Source organism: Psychrobacter piscatorii (assembly GCF_904846415.1).
GTDB classification, from domain to species: Bacteria; Pseudomonadota; Gammaproteobacteria; order Pseudomonadales; family Moraxellaceae; genus Psychrobacter; species Psychrobacter piscatorii.
In genome coordinates, this window is the sequence record NZ_CAJHAR010000010.1 from 12,603 (window position 1) to 36,593 (window position 23,991).

Below are 23,991 nucleotides of genomic sequence, written 5' to 3' on the forward strand. Positions count from 1 at the left end.
AGATGATTTCTATATCGTATCCAATCTTTATCAATAGAAATGAAGAGTGAATACAAGGGCTAGCAAATTGAGAGCGTAGCACATAGGTAACGACATTATCTGGTAACAGTATTGTCTGATAACCGTGTTAAACGCCCATTGCCAGCTTAATCAATTGGGCAATCGTAAAAATCGTCAAAAATCCTGCGGCATATAAGCCCAGGAACCAAGCCCATTGTCTTTGCTTTTTACTCAAATGTTTTTTACTGAGATTTTTCATAAAGACCTCTTGTCTGACAAATTGAGCACAGGTGCCACAAAAATGTGTAGCACCTGCTTATCTCATTACTAGCTGCTTGTCATTTACGATGACTAGTACATATGTTCGTGATCAGTTTTGCCCTTGAACACATAGTACGCATAAGCAGTATAACTTAAGATGATAGGTAACATGATTACCGCACCCACCAACATAAATGATAGCGATGTATCGGCAGCCGCAGCCTCATGTAGAGTCATCTGATAGGGCACGATATAAGGGAACATCGCCACACACACCCCAATATAACCCATCAAAAACAGCGCGACAGTCAATAAGAAAGGACGGTATTCACGCTCTGTAGTCAAATCTTTACGCATGATAAAGAACAATATGAGTGCAATAATCGGCATCGGCGCTAAGTAAGGCAAGCGTGCTAGGGTGAACCAATTTTCAAGCGCTTCAATGTCTGAGAAGTACATAAAGATCGTCACGATAATCATTGCGACAACCAGTGCTGACAATAACCACCCTGAGATTTTTCTTGCCCAGACCTGCAAGTCATGTTCTGTCTTTAAGATCAGCCACGTCGAGCCTAATAGCGCATAACCAATGATGACCGCAATACCACTGACAATCGAAAAGGTCGTGAGCCAGTCAAAGGGACCACCCGTGAACAGACGATTACTGGCATCAAGACCATGTACCAACGAGCCAAGCATCACCCCTTGAAAGAAGGCAGCAGTGATTGAGCCGACAAAAAACAAAGAGTCCCATATGTAGCGATGCGTGCTAGATTTGAAACGAAACTCAAACGCCACGCCACGCAAGATCAGACCAACCAGCATCAAAAATACAGGCAAGTACAGCCCTGTCATGATGATGCCGTAAGCGACTGGGAAAGCTGCGAATAGACCGCCGCCACCCAATACCAGCCACGTCTCATTACCATCCCAGAATGGGGCGATAGAGTTCATCATGCGGCTACGATTTTTGTCTGAGCCTGCAAATGGAAATAAAATACCACAGCCTAAATCAAAGCCATCAAGCAGTACATAAATAAAGACTGCAAGCGCAATCAATCCACCCCAAATTAAGGGTAAGTCTAATACATCACCGAAATTAAACATTAGCGTAACCCTCCATCATCGATGTCATCTGCTGGTGTGTCGATATCTTGCTTGGTAGTGTGACCAGCAGGATCATTATCTCCGCTCAGCGTGCGACCTTGACCTTCGGTTACTGAATGCTCGTAGAAATTATCTTCGGCAGGATCGGTATAAGGTTTTGGCCCTTGACCAATCAAGCGCAAGATATAAAAGCTACCTGCACCAAAAACAAAGGTATAGACGATAATAAAGCCGATCAATGTGGTGGCAACTTGTTGGGCCGCTACAGGTGACATGCTTTCAGCTGTACGGATTACACCATAGACTGTCCATGGCTGACGACCTGTTTCGGTGACAAACCAACCGGCAAGTAGCGCGATAAAGCCAAGCGGCGTCATCATCATCCATGCACGGTGGAACAGCTTGCTGTCAGGATTGAACTGCTGTTTTTTAAAGTATTTATAGACACTAAATAGACCCACAAGCACCATTAACATACCAATGCCAACCATAATACGGAAGGCCCAAAACACAATAATAACGTGTGGTTGGTCTTCTGGTGCCCAGTTTTTGAGACCCTTCACTTCACCATCTAACGAATGGGTGAGGATCAAACCTGTGACATAAGGGATTTTTACTTCGTATTTATTGGTTTGATTTTCTTGATCAGGAATCGCAAAGAGACGTAATGCCGCGCCGCGCTCATCTTCCCAAATACCTTCCATGGCTGCGACTTTGGCAGGCTGATGCTCGAGGGTGTTTAGCCCATGCTCATCACCGATTAATACCTGCGCAGGTGCCACAAAAATCGCCATGATCATCGCCATGCCCAACATCACGCGGCCATGTTTTCGGTGTTCGATGTGTTTTTTGGATTGTAGATAATAAGCACCAATACCACCGACCACAAAAGCAGTCGTCAAGAAAGCAGCGGTCATCATGTGTGCGTAGCGGTAGGGGAATGAGGGGTTAAAAATAATCTCAAGCCAGTTGGTTGGATAGAGCAGACCATCAGCACCGACCATGAAGCCTTGCGGCGTCTGCATAAAGCTGTTGGCGGCCAAAATCCAAAACCCTGAGATCAACGTACCGATAGCGACGGTTGCAGTAGCTACAAAGTGCATGCGCTTACTAACGCGGCCCCAACCGAAGAGCATGATGCCCAAAAAGGAGGCTTCTAAGAAAAATGCAGTCAGTACTTCATAAGCGAGCAGTGGGCCTAAGACGTTACCCGCCTTATCTGAAAAGACTGCCCAGTTGGTCCCGAACTGGTAAGACATTACCACCCCTGAAACCACACCCATACCAAACACCACGGCAAATATTTTTACCCAGTGTTTGTAGACTTCCGCAAAAACAGGATTGCCTGTTTTTAACCAGCGAAACTCAAGTACGGTCAGCCAGCTGGCAAGTCCAATAGAAAAAGCGGGAAAGACGATATGAAAAGAGACAACAAAAGCGAACTGGATGCGCGCGAGGGTCAGCGCATCGAGCTGGTCAATCATAAACGTAGCGAACATAAACGGTTACTCTCATCTGTTAGCTGAATAGCGCTGGCTTCCGTACAACGCTTAAGTAACTGTCCGTAACTGTACATAAATCAAGGTGACAAAGATTACGGGCAATGGCTCAATGACGCAAAACTTTACTTTAGCAACATTAGGCATAAATTGTGGCTAAGCTTGCGACTCACTGTTTAGCTGAATTGAATAATTTATGTCCCTATAAATTCATATATTACAGTCATGTGCTATATATATTATGCGCTTCCCTAGATAGTCACGCAACCCATGCCGTTAGACAGCTACATACCTAGGAGTCATTAAAACAATCATAAAACACCCTTGAAAATAAAATTAACCTTATTAATAACAATGACTTGGGAATAGCGGATATTTTTCATAAAACATCTGTTCTGTTTATCACTTGGTGTCCCATGCATTAAAATGTTCCCCAATAACAAAAACATACATCATTCTTGTAACTGTTTATGCAAAATCCGTCGCAGCGTCAAAATAGTTTGTGGATTGGTTTGAATACTATGACCGCCATTGATAACGGTTTCAGAGGCGGCGCCATCTAGGTGAGCACTGGTATAGGGAACAATGCCATCTGATAAACGTTGGGTTAGGGCCTGACTGATATTTTTATCAACAGTGACGGCAGCGACCAGTGGCTCAGGAGGCAGCTCTGATGTGTCCTCTGACACGCTGACACTTGCGCGCTCGTCTTTAGCGTCTTCTTCTACCGCTTGCGATAAATCAATTTTGGCACCGTCAGGCTGTGCTTGAGCCAGTCCTTTGGTGATATCAGCATCATTGTTGGCAATAATTGAATGATAAGTCACACGGCTATTGATTGTCAGATCTTTGGTTAATTCGATAAAAGAAGACTTGTCACTGAGCTGACTGGCACCATTTTGTAGATATAAAGCGCCTAATGGGTTTTGCGCCAGATCCCCTTGCGTGGCAATCGTCGCTAAGTTATCAGTCACGGTCTTGACCAAACCGACTGGTAAATAAACAATACGGCGCAGCGCCCGCGTAAACCAGCGGTCTGCATAGTCAGTGCCGCGAAAAGGTGCAGATAAAAAGACAGCGGTGTCTACTTGTGGCAAGGATTGTAGCTCAAACCGTTTTTTTAATTCCTTTTCACCAAACGATTCTTTTAGTGCATCGCGGATTTGCCGTTTCTCGCTACTAGAGAGAATGTCTTGATCATCAAGTCTGTCCAAATCATCGACCAAATTGTCATCGGATAGCATCATGCGCGCGATAATGGCTCCCATGCTGTGGCTAATGATCACGCTGTTTTTACTGGCGCGATTTTGTCCTGTTGGGTCCGTCTGCTCGTAGGTCGTGTTGATTAATTGCTGAATCTGATAGCGGTTTTCTAAAATAGGCAAGTTGGTTGGATAAAATATTTGCCAAACTTGGTAATTGTCGCGCAGCTTATCATCATTGAGAATATCGTTGGTGAGATTGACCCACGTGGCTGGGCTAGAGGCCAGACCATGCAGCATAATGATGACACGTTTGTCAGGGTCATAAGGTTCGAGCATAAACAGTTTGGGTAGACGAGCATCTGGCTGGCGCGTGATGAGGTTCAAATAACCCACACTATCCAACTGGTTTTCTGCCAGCCACATTCCATACCCTGCTGAGAAGTTGGCTGCTAATGGATAGTTATCGTTAAGAATATTGACGGTTTCAGTTTGGTATGGATTGTATAGATGGATATCGAGCTGGCGACTGCTCAGCACATCCAGCACGCTATCACCACTTGGTTTGATCAAACCAGTCAGCAGTAGATGACCGGTAGGGTAAATGCGTGAGCTTGGCTCGCTATCCTTTGTATTGTCACTCTCATTGGCTAATCGACCCGATAGTGATGATGACAATAACTGGCGAATCGTGGTGGTGTAACGATCATCCAGAGAAGCAACTAAGCTGATACCTAAACCGGGACGTTTGCTAACAGAGTTCAGCCCAGAGAGACGTAGCTCGTAAGTAGAAACTAAGTCGGCTAGCGCAGAGTCTTGCTTATGAGCATTTTGCAAATAGTTGTTTTCATTGGGCAAATAGATGCCGAGGTCATAATCATCTACTTGTACTTTCATGACCTTGACTTGGTCGATCGCTTTACCTTTTAGCGGGGCTCGGTTGGCAATCGCTGCTTGATCGCTGCTATCGCGCTTGGCAGAAGGGATGGTTAAGTATTCTACTTTTGTGCCATTCATCAGTTTATCTGAGTTTTCGGTCGATCGATAAAGCTGCGTGATGACATCATTGCTGGCAGCGTTGTAGATATCTTGGGTCTGAATATCGTTGTCAGTTGGGATGCGGGTTTGCGTGTGAGCACTACTATAGCTTTCATCAGCACCCTCAAAATCATGAGTCAGACTGTCATAAAACAAATAGGTATAGCTATATTTAACCGCATCAAACAGTCTATCCTGATAGTTGTTTAAGCAAAGATTGGTCTCTTCTTGCTGCGTTTTGGCATCATCGTCGCTCAAAGGCGCATTGGCATAGTATGGGTCAAGTGGTGGACGGGCAAGTGCATTGCGGCAGTTTTGTGAATCAGCAAGCTGGCGCGCCTTTGCGTAGTGCAGTTCTGCAAAAATCGCCAGTGCAGGTCGATAGTGTTTATTTAAAATGCTATCCGTGAGCTGAGTCAAGCACAAGTCGAACTGCTGCATACAAGCTTGCTCGTTAAGACCTGCCGATAGCAAGGCAGATGCCGTATCGCTGCTTAGTTGATTGTCAGTGACGATATTACCGCGCTGTGCTGAGATGGTCTTGGCCGATGCTTGTTTTTCCACCGAGACGACACTACAGGCTGGTAGCAGCATTGCCGCTGTCAGTAATGCGACTGAGGCGATAGGCAGCATTTTTTTATTGGCTTGCGTTACCGTGTTTTTGCTAGTGCTAGCAGAAGTCATAGGTCAGTCCGGTAAAAAAGTAGTTATGAGAAAACCAGCAATGGAAGTGCTCTTGGTTATAATAGAGTTTAGCGTAACTTTTGATATTAGACTATTTTATTTGAAGGGTTATAACCAAGCGTTATGTATCGAATGACTTTTTCAAATGATGGTTATTGTTTTGAAATAGGCTTAAACTTTTGGTTAAAAAGGGCGTTTATTTAGATAAAGTAGAAAAAGACAAGGTTCTGTGCAAGCAGGTTTCTATTAGGCACAAAAAAGCTAGACACAAAAAAGCGCCTTTGCTTTATATTCATAAAAACAAAGGCGCTAGGTATTCTAAGGCTATAAAACTATTTATTCATCTTTAGTATAGACAAACAATATCAATTTAGGCACCTGGTTTGACATTGATATCTGGTGCAGGGATGTCCCAAATGTAGAATTTGCCATCTTCAACCAGTTTGATTTGCTGAGGAATCACGGTGTTGTTAGGGTATTTTGCTTCAAGACGACGTAGGCGCTCTAAAGCGTTAGCACGGCGATCACTAAGTAGGTCTGACTGTGCCAAGCTTTGCTCTGCTTCGGTATAACCTAGCGATACGGCGCGGTCTAGATATTTTTGGCCTTCTTTAAACCCGCCACCTTCTGATAGCATCATGCCATATAAGAAATTGGCTTCACCGCTATCTGGTTGAATTTTGATGGCACGGTCAACATACTGTCCGCCGCGTACCGTGTAGTCTGAGCCTAAGTCTAGATTACGACCCATACCGTTTAGCTTGGCTGCGCGAATCAATACATCGTAAGACGCATTTGGTGATTTGGCGTAAGGCTCGATCCAATCGGCCAATACTTTGATTTTTTCGCGAGTATAATGGCGCTGAGTGCGGTTAGGGAAGTTTGGTGGATAGTGACGAGCATTCGGTGAGACGTCTGCGATGAAATCATCAAGCAAGCTGACGTCGAGCTTGTCAGTACCTAGGCCTTTTTGTTGTGGAATCAAGACGGTTTTGATAAAGCTCACATCTGAGAGCTGTACTTGTGGCGTTGGAATATTCGAGAGCTGACCACTGCGCAGATCAATACCAGTCGCAGTCATCGGGCCTGGCTCGTAGACGCGAGTGGTACCGCTGATCACAGGGGCGTTAGCTGGATTCATCATTTGCGATGCTGGTGGCTGAGCGGCGCTGATGGGTACACGATTTGGTTGAGTACTGTTTGATTGCATCATCTGTGCTGCCTGTGCCGTGCTCAAAGGCGTACGGTTAGGCTGAGTGTTGCTTGACGGCATCATTGGCGGAGTACCAACTGACTGAGCGCTATTAGCAGGCGTAGCATCTGTTGTGCTTTGAGCTGTGCTGGCCGTTGCACCTGGCCTTGCCAGACGAATCACACGTTTGCTGGAATCTATAGCGCTCGGTACAGCAGGTGTTGATGTAGCAGTAGTGTCGGTTTCTGCGGCATTCACAGGCGCAGAAAGCATCATTGCACAGGCGGCTGCAAGCGCAGTCAAGGTTGCAAGCTTCGGTGACTTGGGAGACGCGCTATTAGAGAGAGTTGCTTTCATAAAAATCATTACCTTATTTAATTTATTTAGTCGTTATTTATTCATTAATCGGTTGATAGTCAGGATATATTTTTGCTGCAAAATCGTACAAATTTTTAATACCCTAGCAAATTAAGCTTTGCGCTATCTGTGGTAGGATTGTTACTCGCTGGTGTTGAGCAAATCTAGCAGTGTTAGTTAGACCAGCCATGCCATCGACGAATTTATTATATTTACCTCTACAAATGATAAGCGGTCGCCTTCATACGGTTGGCCATCCAGCGCATCGTCTGACGTACAGGTGGTGACAATGCAGCGCCGCCACTTGCCAGTGCGAGCTCGCGATGGTGTCGCTCTTCGATATCCATTTGTGCCAGTATTTCTCTTGAGCGTTGATCATGTTCGGGCAGTTGATTGATATGATCTTGCAGATGCTCGCTAACTTGTGCTTCTGTCTCTGCGACAAACCCCAAACTAAACTCATTTGAGATGGCGCCTGCAACTGCGCCTAGGCCAAAAGACATCCCATACCAAAGCGGTGTAAACACACTCGCATGGCTACCCAGCTCATTTAAGCGCGTCTCGCACCAGACCAGATGATCGACTTCTTCTTCAGCAGAGTTTTGCATGGCTTGCTTGACGCCACTGTCTTTGGCAGCAAATGCTTGTCCATGGTAGAGACCTTGCGCACACACTTCCCCAGTATGATTGATACGCATCAATCCTGCGACATGACGCGCCTCTGTGATGGTCAGTTCAGGAATCTCGTCACTACTTACTGGCAATGGGCGCGTACTGGGGTTTGAGTTTGGCACGACAGCTCGTAATGCTTTGTCGACCCCAAGCAATAGCTGATCGATTTTGGATAAAGGACGCAGGGCCATGGTTCACTCCTGATGGCGTTAAATTCTATCAATAAAATAAGACTAGTGACTGCTCTAGGGTAATAATCCTATGCACAGATCTTATGCACATTACTATAGCAAACAATCCAAATTATCGGCATCAATATTATTACTTTGATAACGTATCGATTGCTATCGTTATTTAAGCTCGATATGGCTTATTTATATAACCACTTCATCATTGGTTTGGATAACCGCCTGTTTGATATGCCTATTTAGCTTAAGGTATAAGAAGATACCAAAAGCAATATTGAGCACACCTGTTACCAAAAATAGCTGCGGTAGACTTAGCCCTAATGCATTTAAGATGACAATCGCAAAAATCGCTGATGTGACCATAAATATCGCATTGAATATGTTGTTGGCACCCACGATACGCGCGCGATGGCTCTTTGGCGCATAGGCCTGCATTGAGGCATATAAAGGCACAATATATAAACCGCCACTGAATCCCAATAAGAACAAATCAGCAAAGACGCGCCAGCTCCCACTGACACCAAATAAATCACTGATGCCAAGCAATGTGTCATTATTCACGTTTATGTTTAGGCTTGAAAGTGAAAAGTACAAATCAATAGCAAAGATACTCAATCCAGCAATACCAAAAGGCAATAGGCGCAGGCTTACTTGGTTTTTGGTCAATGATTTGCATAATAGTGAGCCTATCGACACGCCTACCGAAAACAGCGTCAACAGAAAAATCACCACCGACTCATCACCATACAAAATGACTTTGCTGAACTCTGGCACTTGGGTCAAAAACGTCGCCCCATAAAACCAAAACCAGCTGTTGCCAAGAATGACAAAAAACAAAAATGGCAAAGAGTAGAGATAGCGCACCGTAGACAAGCTGGTGGTAATAATATTCCAGTTAATCTTAAGATCAGGCTGCATAGCTGGCATGTTAGGAATGTAACGTGCTGCTAGATAACCCAGCACAGCAACGACCAATACGGTGGCGCTAATCCAATACAACGAGTGTGACAGCTGAGTTAAAATGCCAGCGACAATCATACCAACAAGAATAGCTAGAGAAGTACCCATTTGAAACAGACCGTTGGCACCGACCAGCTCATCTTCTTTCATCGCCTGTGGCAGATAAGCGTACTTAATCGGTCCAAAAAAAGTCGAATGCGTGCCCATCAAAAACAACGCGACAAATAAAAGGGTGTACCATTCAAAAACAAAACCAACCGCAGCGATTGCCATGATGACCAGCTCAAGCACTTTGATAAACTGCGTGAGCTTGGATTTTTCATACTTATCAGCGATTTGTCCTGCCAATGCCGAAAACAAAAAGTAGGGCAGTATGAATAACATCGCGGCCAAATTGTTTAAAATACTGACTTCGACGCCCAATTGACTGGCAGCGGTATAAGTCAGAACCAGTATGAGTGCTTGTTTAAAGATATTGTCATTAAACGCACCCAAAAACTGGGTAAAAAACATGGCGCTAAAACGGCGGCGCTTAAATAGCTGAAACTGATTGGACATGAACGTTCCTACAGATGAGACGCGGCTGATAAAGTAAGAAGAGGCGCTAAACGCAGCTTATAATGCGATAGCAATCATCAATATTATCAAAAACTTATCAAAATACAGCATAGGTTTTATCAATATTAAGCCGTATAATAGCAAGGCTTAGGTAAAAATACATGAAACCTGCGCTATGATTTCATAATTAACTAAGTTATGATTTGTAAATTTTATGTGGTTGCATTAAAAGGTGCGAGCGACGGTAAAGGTGAAGGCTTGCTATCAATCAAGACTGTTTGTATGGTGTCACCCATCGAGTGCTGAGATTTAATATGCGCTAGAGACTTCCATCATGACAAGCAACGTAGTAAACCATTAATTTCAGCCCACTGCTATAAGTTTATTCACCGGTCAGACTTGGCGATAATCATCGTTAATAATAGGATGCCGCGTGAAGGGATAGGACGTAAACATGACCCAGCCGCCTTCAACTCGAGCACGCAACATATTAATGAGGCAGCGTGACAGCGTGAGTATTCAGGACGATATCAGCATCAAAAGCACTCATGTCGGTACTCCCCGTATTCATTTTAAGCGCTCAGCGCTCTGTACCGCGCTAGCTACTAGCCTAGTCAGTGTTGCACCTGCGGCATTGGCTGAGACAACCAATACAAATATCACCAATCCATCGACCAGCAATCAAGTCGCTAAGACTCAATCAGCTAACAATCAAACGGCTAATAATACATCAGGCGCACTATCAGATGATGATACCCAGCTCGATGCTGCCCTAGATGCACTACGTCTAAAAAAGGCGGTGGAGCAAGGCATTATTGATCAGTCGGTCTTGGATGACTATAGCGAACAAACACTAGGTATCAAAAAATCAGGTGCTAACTCGTCATCTTCTCAGAATGACAGTGCCCGAAATAATAATCAGAATAGTGGCCTGCAAGATTCAAATCGTTTCGACGAGGATATGTACGCAGAGGGCATGCAGGCAGATCTATCTAACGATGATTTGTTGCAACAAGCAACGATGATACAGCAGCAAGGCTATCAGATGATGACGCCTGAGCAGATTGATCGTGAGTTGGCTGCGATGGATTTGCAAAATGCTCAAGATATCGACAGCATTAACAACGACAGTGCTTTTGATGCGCCAATTGCCACACTAAACGACACAGCGCCGCCCATTGGTCTAGATGTTGAGTTAGATGCGACCGACTTATCTGCACCTAGCAATCTTGACACATTAGGCAAAAGTGAAACAGCAGCAGAGCAGGCAGCCACAGCTGAAATTATGTCACGTCCCATTAACGTGAGTGACTCTGTCAGTAGTGGCAATGTCAATGCAGCAAATGGCATCAATGACGAGATAATAGCGGATAATAGCGATATAACCGATGGCGGTAACATGCCTTCAGATGTGATTGATCCTGAAGACTACCTGCCTGATTATCAGAATGATACTCAGGCTGTCAATCAAAGCATCGAGCAAGCTGACCAGTCAAAGCCACTCGCACGTAATAAAAGCAACATTGTTAAACGTCTTTATAACCGGTTGTTCAATGGCGGCGCAATGGCATTGCCTAGTGTGGAGACCACGGTTTATATACAACAAGCCGCTGGCGAAGACACGGCTAATGGTCAGCCAAAACTCATCAAAGCTGACGACGATATTCAGCCAATGAAAAACATCAAAGCGGCCCTCGATGACACCTCAGTGCGATCGGTCATTGATTTTACAGCGGCGCTGCCACGTCTGCGCCAAACAGCATTGGATGCTGCCAAAGCAGTGGGTTACTATGATGTGACGCTTAGTCTACGTCAGCCTACGCGTGATACGATCAATGTGGTTATCGAAGAGCTGGGCGAGCCTGTTATTGTAGACAGCCGTATCGTTGATATCCGCGGTGAGGGCGGTGAGCAAGAAGAGTTTGTCGCGCTTGAAAAAGAATTACCACCGCAAGAAGGTGATATTTTTAACCACCGTGTCTACAAGAGCAGCAAAGCCGCGCTTGAGTCTTTAAGTAATACTTATGGATATTTCGATCAATATTGGTTGAACAAATCTGTCGATATTATTTTACCAGACAACAAAGCGGATATGTCTTTGGTCTATAACACAGGCGACCGCTACGAGTTTGATGATGTTGTTTTCTTTACCTATGACAAAGAAACCAACACGCTGACACAAGACCCTGACAAACTCCCAGTAGAATTGTCGTTATTGCAGCAGTTGTATGAGTTTGCGCCAGGCGATCCTTTCTATCGTCCGTCAGTGACAAAGTTTAGTAATGACTTATCAGCGACTCGTTATTTTAATATGGTCAATGTCGAATCGATATTACCGCCAGATGACCGGAGTGAGGCCAGTACATTGGCATTTGATAATGCACCTGCCAATAGCAATGCTATATTGGATGAGGATGTTGATAATGATGGCATCTCAGATATGACTGGAGATAATGCTACTCTAGCAGCATCCAATAATCGTTTGGCTAGTACAGAAAATACGGGTAGTAGTACTGGCGTATCTAGTGAAAGTGCGCTTGGTAACGGTAGTGGAGAGACTGTCAATGAAGCTGATATTGCTGCTATCGAGTTTGAGGCTGATGAAGAAACGCTTGATAAGCTACAAGCCGTTAAGCAAAAAGCAGAGCGCCTAAGTAACTTACCTGATAATCGCGTGCTAGATGAAAAAGACCAAGAAGCTGATAACTTATTAGGAAAAATTAGTGATTCAATTAGCAATGTTGCCCAAAAAATATTCCCTGATGATGCAGACTTCACCGTTGATGAGGATTTCGTACCGCCAACGCTGGCAGGACGTAAAACACCGCAAGACGTTGTGACCAGCAAAAAAGTGCCATTATACGTTTTTGTATACGCTGATAAGCCACGTGATGCTCAAGTTGGTTTGGGTTATGGTACTGACACAGGCGTTCGAGCAACCGCCAAGATCGATTATAATTTGCTTAACCGTCAGGGCTATCAAGCAGGCGCAGAAACGGAAGTATCCAGAATCAGCAAAAACGTCGCTGTCTATGCAAGCCGCCCTTGGAATCATCCGCTCAATGATAAATTAGATGGGCGTCTGACTTATGAAGAAGAGGTCATTGACCAAGGCAAAGGTAATTTTGATTTATCTACCACCACATTAAAAGCCGCTCTGGCCCGCAACATCCGTTGTGACAATGGCTGGAATCGTAGCTACTCTGTACGGTATCGTTTGGATGAGCTAGAAACGGGCGTTGACGGCGCCGCGCGTGATGATTTACCTATTCGCTTTACCTCCTCAAATCCTAAGCAGCAAGCATTATTGTTTGGCTATGGTATGAATAAAACCGACACGGATAGTGCGACCAATCCAACGCGCGGTATGCGTCAGTATTATTCGATTGAAGCAGGTGCTGACAAAGCGCTGAGTGATACTGATTTGGCCATCGTGCGTGCTGGCGTGAGCGGACTTTATAGCTTTGGCGATGACAAAAAGCACCAAGTGCTTGGTAGTCTGAATGGTGGTTATATTTGGGCAGATGATTTCTATGATGTGCCTTATAAATTGCGCTTTTTTGCAGGTGGCGACCAAAGCATCCGTGGCTATGACTACGAGAGCTTATCGCCACTAAATGATAAAGGCTATCTGACAGGCGGGCAAGTACTAGCGGTTGGTAGCGCAGAATACAACTATGAGTTCAAACCAGGCTTTCGTGGCGCATTCTTTACCGATGTTGGTAATGCGTACGACAAAGACTTTGATGCTGAAACCAAAGTTGGCGTTGGTGTCGGTGTGCGCTGGGCCTCTCCTGTTGGGATGGTGCGTGTCGATGTCGCCGCAGGTGTGACAGAAGACAATATTCCTGTGCGACTACACTTCTTTATTGGCTCACCGTTGTAGATGCTCGCTTTATCAGTGTATAAATAGATTGCCTAAACCGTTTTATTCATTACTTACCGTACCGATTGCTGGTCATCACTTTTTAACGTAGTTGAGTGTCATGCTGACAGAAAATACCCCGCCTAACAATGCACCAGATGAAGATCCAGCACAGCGCGATGCTCGTGCCGTTAGGCGCTGGTATCCGCTATCATTTTTACTCAAGCTACTGGTACTGATTCTTATCGTACTAGCGATTATGTTTGCGATATTTTTTTATGCCGCAGGCACGGACTCTGGCACCAAGTTTATTTTAGAAAAAATCAGTGCTGAGACGGGTATCGATTTCAAATATGGGCGCGGTAATTTGCGTGATGGTATTTGGTTGACTGATATCGATATAGAGGCAACTGAAGACCTTGAGGTATTAGTAGACAAAGCTTATGTCAAAATAGGCTGGCGCGCGGTATTTGCAAAAGAAGTGCATCTGAGCGATGCCGATATACAGACCATCGAAATTCTCAATAAGAAACCACCGACTGGCGAACCGTTTGATTATAAAACCCTAAAGTTACCAGTCAATCTACGTTTCGATCAAGCAAAAATTAAGAAAATCATTTATAAGCAAGTAACCAAAGATCCTATTGTTATCAATAACATTACGGCTCGTGATCTGACTTGGGTTGGTAGTACCGTCACGGTAGGTCGCGGTGACTTACAGTATGCTGATATCGTCAAAGTCAGTGCCCTACAAGGCGAGATTGACTTGCAAGGCGACTATCCGTTGGATTTGAGTGCGATTGCAGAAGTCAGTGCGCTTGAAAAAGCATACATTGATCCACTGAATATTACGGCAACCGGTACGCTAAAACGTACGGTTGGGCAGGTGCGTAGCCGCTATAACGATAGCGATGTTAGTGGCGATTTTGTCGTTCAGGCGCTGGATACAGGATCACCGTTTCAAGCAAAACTACAGTGGGATGATATTTTGGTCCCTTATGCAGACGACCAAAACATTCGTCTGCAAAGTGGTATGGCGACTGCATCAGGGGTCATCTCTGAGATACGACTTCGCATCAATACGGAATTGACTGCCAAAGACATTCCGTCCGGTCATTATCAAGGGCGCGCGGTCATTGCAGACAGTCAGTTGCGTATTGATCGTTTAGAAGCTGACGTTCCATCTGGGCGTTTGGTAATACAGGGTATATTAGGTTGGAAAGATAGCTTTAATGCGACGCTGCGTGCGGCTGGTAGTAACTTTGATATTCGCCGTGCTATTCCTGATGACTATGCTGATTTTAAAGCGTATGCTCCGCAAACCCTTAATGGCAGGTTATCGCTACGCTATCAGCAGCAGAACAGCAAAGGTAATACACAGATTGATGCAGATTTGCGTCAGCGTGATGGTGAACATATCAATGCCAATATGATCCGTGGTAAAACCTCTGCTAAGTCTAAGCAAGTGGCACCTTGGTACGTTGATGCCACATGGCAAAATTTGATCCGCCGTGATGTGCCCAACATCGGCAATATTGATAGTCCTCGCGGTCAGGCCGATGTCATCGTTCGTGGTTCAAACCTATCCGTTGATGCCAATGCCGTTATCAATGAACTCAATGCTGCACCTAAAGGCAACTATGATGTGCGCTTGCGTAAAGCAGGTGACGTTATTGATATCAACCGACTCAATTATGATGGCATCGTAGGCGATCTGTCAGGCACCGGACAAATTCAACTAGCAAATAAAAACCGCCCACTGACGTGGCAAATCGATGCAGCGACCAAGGGTTTATTACCTAAAAAGTACCGTAGCGATTTACCACTTGAGCGTTTAACAGGGCGCTTGAGTGCTCGTGGTCGATTGCTAAATATCACCAAAAATGGGGTGAGCGGTCAGCGCCATGTGATTACTGTCAATAATACCGACTTACAGACACAGCTTGATGCCACGCAAAACGGTCGCGCAATCGGTATAGCAGGTAGTGGTGATGCCAGTGTCGATATCGTGGGTGGTGAGTTGTCTGTATTTGACGCCCGTTTTGATGGTCAGATCGATACAGCAGACGTACCAAAAGGTCGTCTATCAATCGACGCAGCGGGTACGCCTGATCTGATTAGTATCCGCAAACTAAATTATAATGGTGAGGCTGGTGCAGTGAATGCCAAAGGCGTCATTGATTTACGTAACAATATTGGCTGGACCGTCGATGGTCGCTTTGACAACTTCAATTTAGGTTACTTTTTACCCAATAATCCAGCAATCATCACAGGTGATCTAAAAACCAGTGGTGAATGGCAGGCTGCGCCTAAAAACAGCCCAAATACCGCAGGTACATTACAGCGTTTTGCCGTGAATTTTGATGGGGTCTTGGATGCCGAGCAATTACCAGCAGGTAAGCTCAATGTTGAAGCTAGCGGTGATAGCCAACTGATTCGTATCAAGCGCTTCCGCCACGTGGGTGCAGCAGGTAGTATCGATGCCACAGGAACGGTCGATGTGCGTCAAGGCATCGCGTGGGACATCAATGCGGTGATGGATCGCTTCAATATCGGATATTTCTTAAAGGATACACCAAGCCTTATCACGGGTACTATCGATACGGATGGGCGCTGGGGCGATACACAGCAAACGATCAATATCAAACAAGTCAATCTGAGCGGTATGCTGAAAGGCCAGCCACTTAGTGCTAAAGGTAGTTTGGCCGCAAAACTGCGCTTGCCAAAAGACTTAGCCAGTTACTTCAAACGTCTACAAACACAAGATGCCCAAGCACAGTATAAGCAAGTGAATGCATTGATCGATAGTTTAAATGCTGACAACTTGATACTGCGCTGGGGTGACAACTATGTCACTGCTAATGGCAATGCCAAACAGCTACAAACCAAAATTAATATCACAAGCTTAGATCAGTTGTCGGATAAGCTTGCTGGCAAAGTAACTGGTGGAGCGACTTTGTCTCAACCAGCAGGTCAGGCACTACCAACGATTTATATCGATTTGGTCGGTGAGCGGATTGCACTACCGGGCTTTATTTTGCGTCAAGGTCGTATACGCGGCAAGCTGGTTAATCTAGCCAATAGTCCAAGCCAGCTTATCGTCAGCGCTGAAGGTCTGGATGCTGCGGGACAAAGCTTCGATAGTGTTAAAGCATCATTTAATGGTACTGAAAAATCTCATGTGGTTGATCTCAATGTGGCCAATAAGCAACTGGACATTGGTGCCAGACTAAAAGGTGGGTTCGATCGAAACACACTACGCTGGTCAGGGGTCATCGGTAAAGGCCGCGTTAAATCCAGATACGCTACCTTAAATCAATTACAGCCAGCACAGCTGATTGTGAATTTGCCTAATAATCAAAATGGCAATAATACAGATCTCAAAGTACAGTTGGCTGCACATTGTTGGCAGGCCGCGGACCAAACGGGCAAGCTATGCTTACGCAAGAACTTAGTTGCTTCTCCAGCCAGTGGTGAAGTCGATGTGGCATTGCAGAATTTAGATACGTCATTATTTTCAGTATTCTTACCAAAGGATATTGATTGGCACGGCAAGATTAATGGTAAAGCCATTGTCGGTTGGCAACGTGGTCGTCCGCCAACCATTAACACGACACTATATTCAGATAATGGCAAAATTGGCTTGATTCAAGACGGGGATAGCACGCCTGTGACACTGCCTTATAAGCGTGTTTCACTAATCGCCTTGTCGGTGCCGGAAGGTATCAAGCTGCGTACCGACATCAATACGGGTCGCGGTGCTCGCGGTTATGCTGAGGTCGTTGTTGATCCTTATAAAACACCGAAACCAATCTCTGGTGCACTCGTGTTAAATGAGCTTGATTTGGCCATCTTTAAGCCTTTCTTCCCGGGCATGCGAGTACTAAAAGGCAACGTTACAATGGCAGGAGGACTGGGCGGTACGCTAGATAAGCCGCAGTTTTATGGTGATGTGAAACTTTCTAACGGTCGCATCGCCATGCTAGACTTGCCAGTGAATCTGACCAATGTCAACACACAGGCCAAAATTCGCGGTACGCAGGCGACTATTGATGGGACGTTCAAAAGCGGTACAGGAACAGGCACACTGACTGGCACGGTCAATTGGCAGCAAAAGCTACAAGCCAAATTGAGTGTTGTTGGTGAAGGGCTCGTGATTACGCAGCCGCCTTTACTAGTGGCTGAGATCAATCCTGACATTGACATTATTGTACGCCCAGGCGACCGCTATGTGGACATCAAAGGGGCAGTCAGCGTGCCATCAGCGACCATTCGCCCACCAGAAGCCAGCGAAGACATTGTGACTCAGTCTGAAGATGTAGTTGTGCTGGATCGTCGTTTGATTGGTAACATCGATGACGTATTGGCAATGTCAAAACCTTGGTCTATCAATGCTGATATCGGTGTCGATTTAGGCGATGATATCAACTTCCGTGGTTTTGGTGCCGTCATTCCGTTGGCTGGTGCGATTAACATCAACCAAAATGGCACGGGCATTATGCGCGCAAAAGGAGTGGTTCAGGTCTCGCGTCGTACCAATATTAATGCTTTTGGTCAGAGCCTAGAGCTCAATTATGGTCAAGTGCGCTTCAATGGCGATGTTATGAAGCCCAGCTTGAGTATTGAAGCTGCAAAAACCATCAATGGTAAAACAGTGGGTTTTCGTGTGAAAGGTACGACTGAAAGCCCAAATATCATCGTCTTTAATAATGCAGGATTGACCCAGCAGCAAGCGATGAATGCGCTGGTGACAGGGCGAATCGATAACAAGAGTGCGACTCAAATCAGTGAGCAAGGGTTCAAGTCACAAGTGACCAATAACTTGGCAGCCGCTGGACTGAGCTTTGGTCTTAGTGGAACGCGCAGCCTTACCAATCAAATTGGACAGGTTTTTGGCTTACAGAGTTTGACCGTTGATGCCTCAGGCAGTAGTGAAGATACCAACGTCAATGTCACCGGTTACGTGACTCCTGACTTGTATATTCGCTACGGCGTAGGTGTTTTCAATGCTCAAAACAGTCTGTCTGTTCGCTATCAGTTGACTCGCCGTATTTACGTAGAAGCCAGTTCGGCCGCCGAGAATGCGGTAGACGTGGTCTATAGTTGGCAGTTTTAAATGACGTATTTAGTAGACGGTTAATTTATAACTGACATTATTAGAAAGCGATTTTTATCATTGCTATCCAACAAAAAACGCCTTGTAACGAAGGCGTTTTTTTATAAGTGTATTGAGCTTAGTGTAAAATTATTTGGTCAAAATTAAGCGGTTGTTACGAGTCAGACGTAGTCGATACTCTTCGCCTTCATGCTCGATACGTACTTCTTTGGTCAGGGCAAATAGATGCTGTGACTGTAGCGTTGGCAGACGATTTTCACGGCAGTTTAGATAACGAGAGATAACCATACTCATGGTGAATTCCTTTTGATAAGAAGTGGCTTAATAAATTAGCTATGTTCCAATGAACTTTAACGATAATAATTATCATTTAGATTGAATAAATTTGCAAGGTAATTGATAAAATAAAATGCAGTCATTGTGTAAACTTATATAAGGCTGGCGTCACAAACTGCCACAAAACGTCAATACTTGAATTTTTACCTATATAAAAATATTGAGAGACTGGCTGGAATGATATGAAATCCATGCAGGCTCATCAGAATATACAAGCAAACAATTAAAAAGTAGCAAAAACAGACTTAACAGTAGAGGACAATGCTATGCTGAGTGAAACCAACAATCAGGCAAAAATTAAAAACATCACCATCGTTAATGTTGCGGTTGCCGTTATTCATTATGAAGACAAGTATTTACTGGGGTTCCGAGATGCGGCCCAGCATCAAGGCAATCGCTATGAGTTCGTAGGCGGTAAGATAGAGGCTGATGAGTCAGCAGAGCAGGCATTGATTCGAGAGGTCGTTGAAGAAACAGGTATTAGTATTGCTCAAAATATTATCGTCAAGCTTGGGCGTTTGCATCACGACTATGGTGACAAGCAGGTAAGCTTGCAGGTGTACAAAATTGAGCTAACCGCACAGCAGTATGATCAGCACAAAGACTGTGAATATGGCCTAGAAGGGCAGGCAATGACTTGGGTTGATAAGTCTAAGTTACTAGCAGGAGAGTATCATCTGCCCGCTGCCAATAAAACTATTTTGGAGTGGCTAAAGCTTCCTACAAAAATAGCGATTACGTATCCACTTGCGCATTTTTCTGCACAGCCAAATTCAGCAGCAGCATGGGTGCACTATCATCGAGAACAGTTGGCACCAGAGTCTTGGGTTTATATCCGACTAAAAGCGTCTGAGTCAGAATATATTGCCGAGCAGCTAATGGATGTGCGTCCAGATATCCTAGCGATTTTGCCGTACGACAATGACTACCAGCACTCCAAAACGACAAGTACAGATGCAGTGGTAGAGGCAAAAACCAATCGTTCGATTGTCGCTAGACACCTGACGCATTCGGTATTAATGGAATGGTTCAATGTTACTCAAGATATTACAGAGTCTGAGCAGTTGCTCTGTATCTCAAGTGAGTATCCATTGATAGTCAGCTGTCACGATATTACCAGCATTCTTGCCGCTAATAAACTTGCGAGTATGCGCATACAGCAGCAGTTGCCGCCAGTGATTGGCGCTTTTTTGTCTCCTGTACTTACAACTCAGACGCATCCTGATACGGTACCACTTGGCTGGGAGGCGTGGTCAGCTTTGGCGCAGTTAGCTGACATGCCAGTCATTGGTCTAGGCGGCTTGGCCCCTGTCATGATTGACCAGACATTAGCGCACGGCGGTGTCAGTGTCGCAGGTATTCGTCAGTTCCACGAATAAAAAACCAGAAATGAGTGCCAATTAAGCAGCAGTACCATTCACTTGACTATGTTTGCTTATTAAAATAAGTAAGTATAAATAACTGATTTTTAAGTTATTTATCCAGTCAGTAACTATGTGATTATGATGTGTGCATACCAATGCATAAACACATAGTTATTTACAAACCGTTGCGTTTCCCTACATTGCACTACTGTTTTAATAGTCCAGCTGCCCTTAACATATATTGCATATCTACAGCACATTGATTCTGATTTTTATCAGTGAACTGATTACTAACGAATTTATCAAAAATTATAATAAAAAAGAGCGTTTGTAGCAGCAGAGTTTGGATCGATAATTAATTCTAAAACTCAGGTTCATTATAGAATCAATTCGGATAAATGATGTAGATAACGTATTTTAACAGTCACTATTAATAATGGTATCCCTATGAAAACCAATAAGTTACCTGATTCAGCATGGTCTGACTCACGGGCAGCTGGTTCTCAATCTCAGCAGCCTATACAGTCAAACAGCTATAACAACGGTCGTCATGCACAACAGACAAAAAATGCTAGTAATGATGCAGACTATAGCCACAAAAAACTGAGCAATGAAAACTTGAACGGCGAATATTTGCACCATCTGGCAGAAGATATGTCTTCGCAAGACAGCTATTTTGGATACAAAAGCGCCGACAAAAGCCTTACTAAGGCAAAAGAGTCCGCTATGAGTAACAGCAAAACAAATCAACATCTGAAAAATAGCGATAAAGAACAATTCAACATTGCTAATGGCTACAAGCGATCAGCAATGCTGAATAAAGACGAGCCGCTAATCTCTGAGCTTGTAGACGACCAAGCAAGTAATTTGCAAGACAGCGCTAAGCAAATCCTCGATACATCATCAACCACTATCAACTCGTCATATAAAGACATACCGGAGCGTATATTTATGAATGGACTTATCAAGCATACAGGCATTGCGTTAGCGATCATCATACCGCTAGCGGCATTTTCAGCCTATGCTGCAACGCCGCCCACTAATATGGCTACTGCTAGTAATATGCAAGATAATGCGATGAGTAGTGAGACAACGACGCAAATGTTATCTGTTAAGCCAAGCGATATTATCTATAAGTCTGCAAGCACGCCAACGACAGTGGATAGTGTCGATCTCAATGAATACGCTGGGACATGGTATGAGATCGGACGTTTACCGATGTATTTTCAACGTAAATGCGCAGGCGATGTAACGGCAAACTATACGCAAAAGACTGATGGCTCAGGCATTGTCGTCACTAACAAATGCGTGAGCGAGGATGGTTCAGGTATTACGGCAGAAGGTTTGGCAAAGCCAGTAGATGAAAGTGGCAGCAAACTAAAAGTGACGTTCTTACCGAAATGGATACGCTGGATTCCAGTGGGCCGTGCTGACTATTGGGTGCTAGCACGTGATGCAGATTATAAAACTGCACTAGTAGGGACACCTGATAAAAAATACTTATGGTTATTAGCACGTTCGCCAAATATCAGTCAGGAAACGTATACTAAATATCGTCAGATTGCCCAGCAACAAGGATATGATTTGAAAGAGTTTACATTGACGTCTCAGAGCAACCAAACGGTGAACTTAGCTCAATAATAGATACAATGAAAATTATTGCTTCAATTAATTAAGCGCTATGGCAATTATCATTTAAATAACGTTCTAATAAGGCAGCATATATGGCTGCCTTTATTTTTATCTTTGTCTATATATGAGTCTGTATATAACAACAAAACCTATTATGCACACTAGCTAATCGGTTACTACTGGCAAAATGAGGCATTTTAGGCTAAAATCTAGGCGATTTGAATACTCTGACGTCAAGAACTGATATTGATAGTGGTTGATTATCCTATTAAAGTCACCACTTAGAGCATACACGACCTATCTTATTTATATTTCTTCATATTTTATCGATCATACATTACTGACCATAAGGATGTTTCTCGTGAGCAACGCTGATACCTTACGCCAATTACATCAAGACCACTTAAAAAACTACAACAATCAAGAGCAACAAGCCATTGAGCTTATGGGGCTATTGAGCAAGCTCTATAATGAGCAAGACGTACAAGTGACTTTGTTTGGCGAAACGCTAGACGCTACTTCAGTTGGTCAAATACTTGCACTACATCAAAAAGCAGCATTACGCGACAACGATGCCAAAGCTATCGATATCGCTGATACTCTAGCTATGGTGAAGGCGATCGCAGAGAACAAAGATATCCAAGCTACTCGTATCGATGTTGGTCAATTGATTGCTAATGATACCGATGTACAAGCCGCTCTACAGTCTATAAACAACGCTGGTGCGGTGAATGGCGCAACGGACGTTGTACTATATGGCTTTGGTCGTATCGGTCGTATTTTAACCCGTCTACTATTGTCGCAAGCGTCAAGCGCGAAAGGTCTACAACTAAAGGCAATCGTTGTACGTCCAGCCGCTGCTGGTGACTTGGCTAAGCGTATCTCATTGCTTGAGCGCGACTCAATCCATGGTAGATTCTTAGGCGGCATCACTATCGATGAGGATAATAACGGCATGATCGTTAATGGTCGTTTTGTACAAGTCATCTATGCTAAAGACCCAAGTGAAATCGATTATACTGCTTATGGTATCGACAATGCGCTAGTTATCGACAACACCGGTATTTGGAAAGACGAAGCGGGCCTTGGCAAGCATTTACAGTCTACTGGCGTGAAAAAAGTACTATTGACTGCACCTGCTGGCGGCGATATTAAAAACGTCGTTTATGGTGTGAACAATGATACCGTTGGTGACGATACGATTGTTAGTGCTGCGAGCTGTACGACCAACGCCATTACACCGACACTAAATGTATTAAATGATGAGTACGGTATCGTAAACGGTCATGTAGAGACGATTCACTCATTTACCAATGATCAGAACCTAGTTGATAACTATCACAAAGCAGACCGCCGTGGCCGTAGTGCGGTGATGAACATGGTTATCACCAGTACTGGTGCGGCAAAAGCCGTTGGTAAAGCATTACCAGAATTGAACGGTAAGCTAACGGGTAACGCTATCCGTGTACCGACACCAAATGTCAGCCTAGCCATCTTGAACTTGAATCTAAAAACAGCACCAGCAAGCGCTGATGCGTTGAATGAGTTCTTGCGTAAGATTGCTAACAGCAGCACGTGGCAGTCGCAAATTGCGTATACCGATTCTACAGAAGCCGTATCTACTGACTTTGTTGGTACCACCCATGTCGGTATCGTTGATGCCCAAGCGACTATTTTGACTGATAACCAAGCTATCGTCTATGTTTGGTATGATAATGAAGTCGGTTATAGTACTCAGGTGTTGCGTTTGGCGACGCAGATGGCAGGAATCAGCTACGCTCAGATTCCAGCATAAAACTCTAAATACAGTAGAGCAATAACGTCATACTAAGCTTCTCAAAGCATAATCACTTTAAAGATTATGCTGCAATAGACTCTACTTTGCATAGCTTGGTATCACTTTAACTGTCATACTTAAACACCCGATAGTCCGATTGATTATCGGGTGTTATTGTCATCA

Annotated in this window: 13 protein-coding genes; 5 read left to right on the plus strand and 8 right to left on the minus strand. The window is 44.4% G+C overall.

All coding sequences use genetic code 11. From position 1 onward, the window contains the following. Nucleotides 1-127 precede the first annotated feature (127 nt). The 7 genes from JMX83_RS15350 to JMX83_RS06290 all read right to left on the minus strand — a co-directional run bounded on the left by JMX83_RS15350 (nucleotide 128) and on the right by JMX83_RS06290 (nucleotide 9,718). Entirely contained in the window at nucleotides 128-259 is a 132-nt protein-coding gene (locus tag JMX83_RS15350) for a hypothetical protein (protein WP_263281220.1), read from the minus strand. Nucleotides 260-351: 92 nt separating this feature from the next. Continuing rightward, entirely contained in the window at nucleotides 352-1,368 is a 1,017-nt protein-coding gene (gene cydB / locus JMX83_RS06265; RefSeq protein ID WP_201599754.1) for a cytochrome d ubiquinol oxidase subunit II, read from the minus strand. Further along, nucleotides 1,368-2,867 carry a cytochrome ubiquinol oxidase subunit I gene (locus JMX83_RS06270; RefSeq protein WP_406947619.1) on the minus strand — a complete coding sequence of 500 codons (1,500 nt, stop codon included), beginning with the start codon at nucleotides 2,865-2,867 and terminating at the stop codon, nucleotides 1,368-1,370. Before JMX83_RS06270 ends, cydB begins: the two co-directional genes overlap by 1 nt. Before the next feature lie 452 nt (nucleotides 2,868-3,319). Next, the gene (locus tag JMX83_RS06275; protein WP_227675760.1) at nucleotides 3,320-5,791 is read right to left on the minus strand and encodes an esterase/lipase family protein; all 2,472 of its coding nucleotides are present in this window, start codon (nucleotides 5,789-5,791) and stop codon (nucleotides 3,320-3,322) included. Nucleotides 5,792-6,161: 370 nt separating this feature from the next. Next, nucleotides 6,162-7,340, minus strand: coding sequence for a tetratricopeptide repeat protein (locus JMX83_RS06280; RefSeq protein WP_201599755.1), 1,179 nt, complete (start codon nucleotides 7,338-7,340; stop codon nucleotides 6,162-6,164). Nucleotides 7,341-7,558: 218 nt separating this feature from the next. Beyond that, a complete protein-coding gene (gene coq7, locus JMX83_RS06285; RefSeq protein WP_201599869.1) occupies nucleotides 7,559-8,197 on the minus strand; it encodes a 2-polyprenyl-3-methyl-6-methoxy-1,4-benzoquinone monooxygenase in 639 nt (212 codons plus the stop codon). Nucleotides 8,198-8,386: 189 nt separating this feature from the next. After that, nucleotides 8,387-9,718 (minus strand): MFS transporter, encoded by a 1,332-nt coding sequence (locus JMX83_RS06290; RefSeq protein WP_201599756.1) that lies wholly within the window; start codon nucleotides 9,716-9,718, stop codon nucleotides 8,387-8,389. A gap of 454 nt (nucleotides 9,719-10,172) precedes the next feature. Here JMX83_RS06290 and JMX83_RS06295 point away from each other — a divergent pair, with 454 nt between their 5' ends. Both JMX83_RS06295 and JMX83_RS06300 read left to right on the plus strand, forming a co-directional pair. Next, a complete protein-coding gene (locus tag JMX83_RS06295; RefSeq protein WP_201599764.1) occupies nucleotides 10,173-13,604 on the plus strand; it encodes a BamA/TamA family outer membrane protein in 3,432 nt (1,143 codons plus the stop codon). Between the two features lie 100 nt (nucleotides 13,605-13,704). Next, on the plus strand, nucleotides 13,705-18,699 hold the full coding sequence (locus JMX83_RS06300; protein WP_201599767.1) for a translocation/assembly module TamB domain-containing protein: 4,995 nt from the start codon (nucleotides 13,705-13,707) through the stop codon (nucleotides 18,697-18,699). A 129-nt stretch (nucleotides 18,700-18,828) separates the two neighbouring features. Here JMX83_RS06300 and hemP read toward each other — a convergent pair whose 3' ends face one another. Further along, a complete protein-coding gene (gene hemP, locus JMX83_RS06305) occupies nucleotides 18,829-18,987 on the minus strand; it encodes a hemin uptake protein HemP (RefSeq protein ID WP_227672156.1) in 159 nt (52 codons plus the stop codon). Between the two features lie 314 nt (nucleotides 18,988-19,301). Here hemP and JMX83_RS06310 point away from each other — a divergent pair, with 314 nt between their 5' ends. The 3 genes from JMX83_RS06310 to JMX83_RS06320 all read left to right on the plus strand — a co-directional run bounded on the left by JMX83_RS06310 (nucleotide 19,302) and on the right by JMX83_RS06320 (nucleotide 23,826). Continuing rightward, a complete protein-coding gene (locus tag JMX83_RS06310; RefSeq protein ID WP_201599769.1) occupies nucleotides 19,302-20,414 on the plus strand; it encodes an NUDIX domain-containing protein in 1,113 nt (370 codons plus the stop codon). 432 nt (nucleotides 20,415-20,846) lie between these two features. Continuing rightward, entirely contained in the window at nucleotides 20,847-22,040 is a 1,194-nt protein-coding gene (locus tag JMX83_RS06315) for a lipocalin family protein (RefSeq protein WP_201599771.1), read from the plus strand. A 343-nt stretch (nucleotides 22,041-22,383) separates the two neighbouring features. After that, on the plus strand, nucleotides 22,384-23,826 hold the full coding sequence (locus tag JMX83_RS06320) for a glyceraldehyde-3-phosphate dehydrogenase (RefSeq protein WP_201599773.1): 1,443 nt from the start codon (nucleotides 22,384-22,386) through the stop codon (nucleotides 23,824-23,826). The last annotated feature ends 165 nt before the right edge of the window (nucleotides 23,827-23,991 follow it).

Coding starts and splice junctions, on each gene's coding strand:
- JMX83_RS06275 (WP_227675760.1), bottom strand. CDS start 5,791: ATGACTTCTGCTAGCACTAGCAAAAACACGGTAACGCAAGCCAATAAA.
- JMX83_RS06290 (WP_201599756.1), bottom strand. CDS start 9,718: ATGTCCAATCAGTTTCAGCTATTTAAGCGCCGCCGTTTTAGCGCCATG.
- JMX83_RS15350 (WP_263281220.1), bottom strand. CDS start 259: ATGAAAAATCTCAGTAAAAAACATTTGAGTAAAAAGCAAAGACAATGG.
- JMX83_RS06315 (WP_201599771.1), top strand. CDS start 20,847: ATGAAAACCAATAAGTTACCTGATTCAGCATGGTCTGACTCACGGGCA.
- JMX83_RS06310 (WP_201599769.1), top strand. CDS start 19,302: ATGCTGAGTGAAACCAACAATCAGGCAAAAATTAAAAACATCACCATC.
- JMX83_RS06295 (WP_201599764.1), top strand. CDS start 10,173: ATGACCCAGCCGCCTTCAACTCGAGCACGCAACATATTAATGAGGCAG.
- cydB (WP_201599754.1), bottom strand. CDS start 1,368: ATGTTTAATTTCGGTGATGTATTAGACTTACCCTTAATTTGGGGTGGA.
- JMX83_RS06280 (WP_201599755.1), bottom strand. CDS start 7,340: ATGAAAGCAACTCTCTCTAATAGCGCGTCTCCCAAGTCACCGAAGCTT.
- hemP (WP_227672156.1), bottom strand. CDS start 18,987: ATGGTTATCTCTCGTTATCTAAACTGCCGTGAAAATCGTCTGCCAACG.
- JMX83_RS06300 (WP_201599767.1), top strand. CDS start 13,705: ATGCTGACAGAAAATACCCCGCCTAACAATGCACCAGATGAAGATCCA.
- JMX83_RS06270 (WP_406947619.1), bottom strand. CDS start 2,867: ATGTTCGCTACGTTTATGATTGACCAGCTCGATGCGCTGACCCTCGCG.
- JMX83_RS06320 (WP_201599773.1), top strand. CDS start 22,384: ATGTTTCTCGTGAGCAACGCTGATACCTTACGCCAATTACATCAAGAC.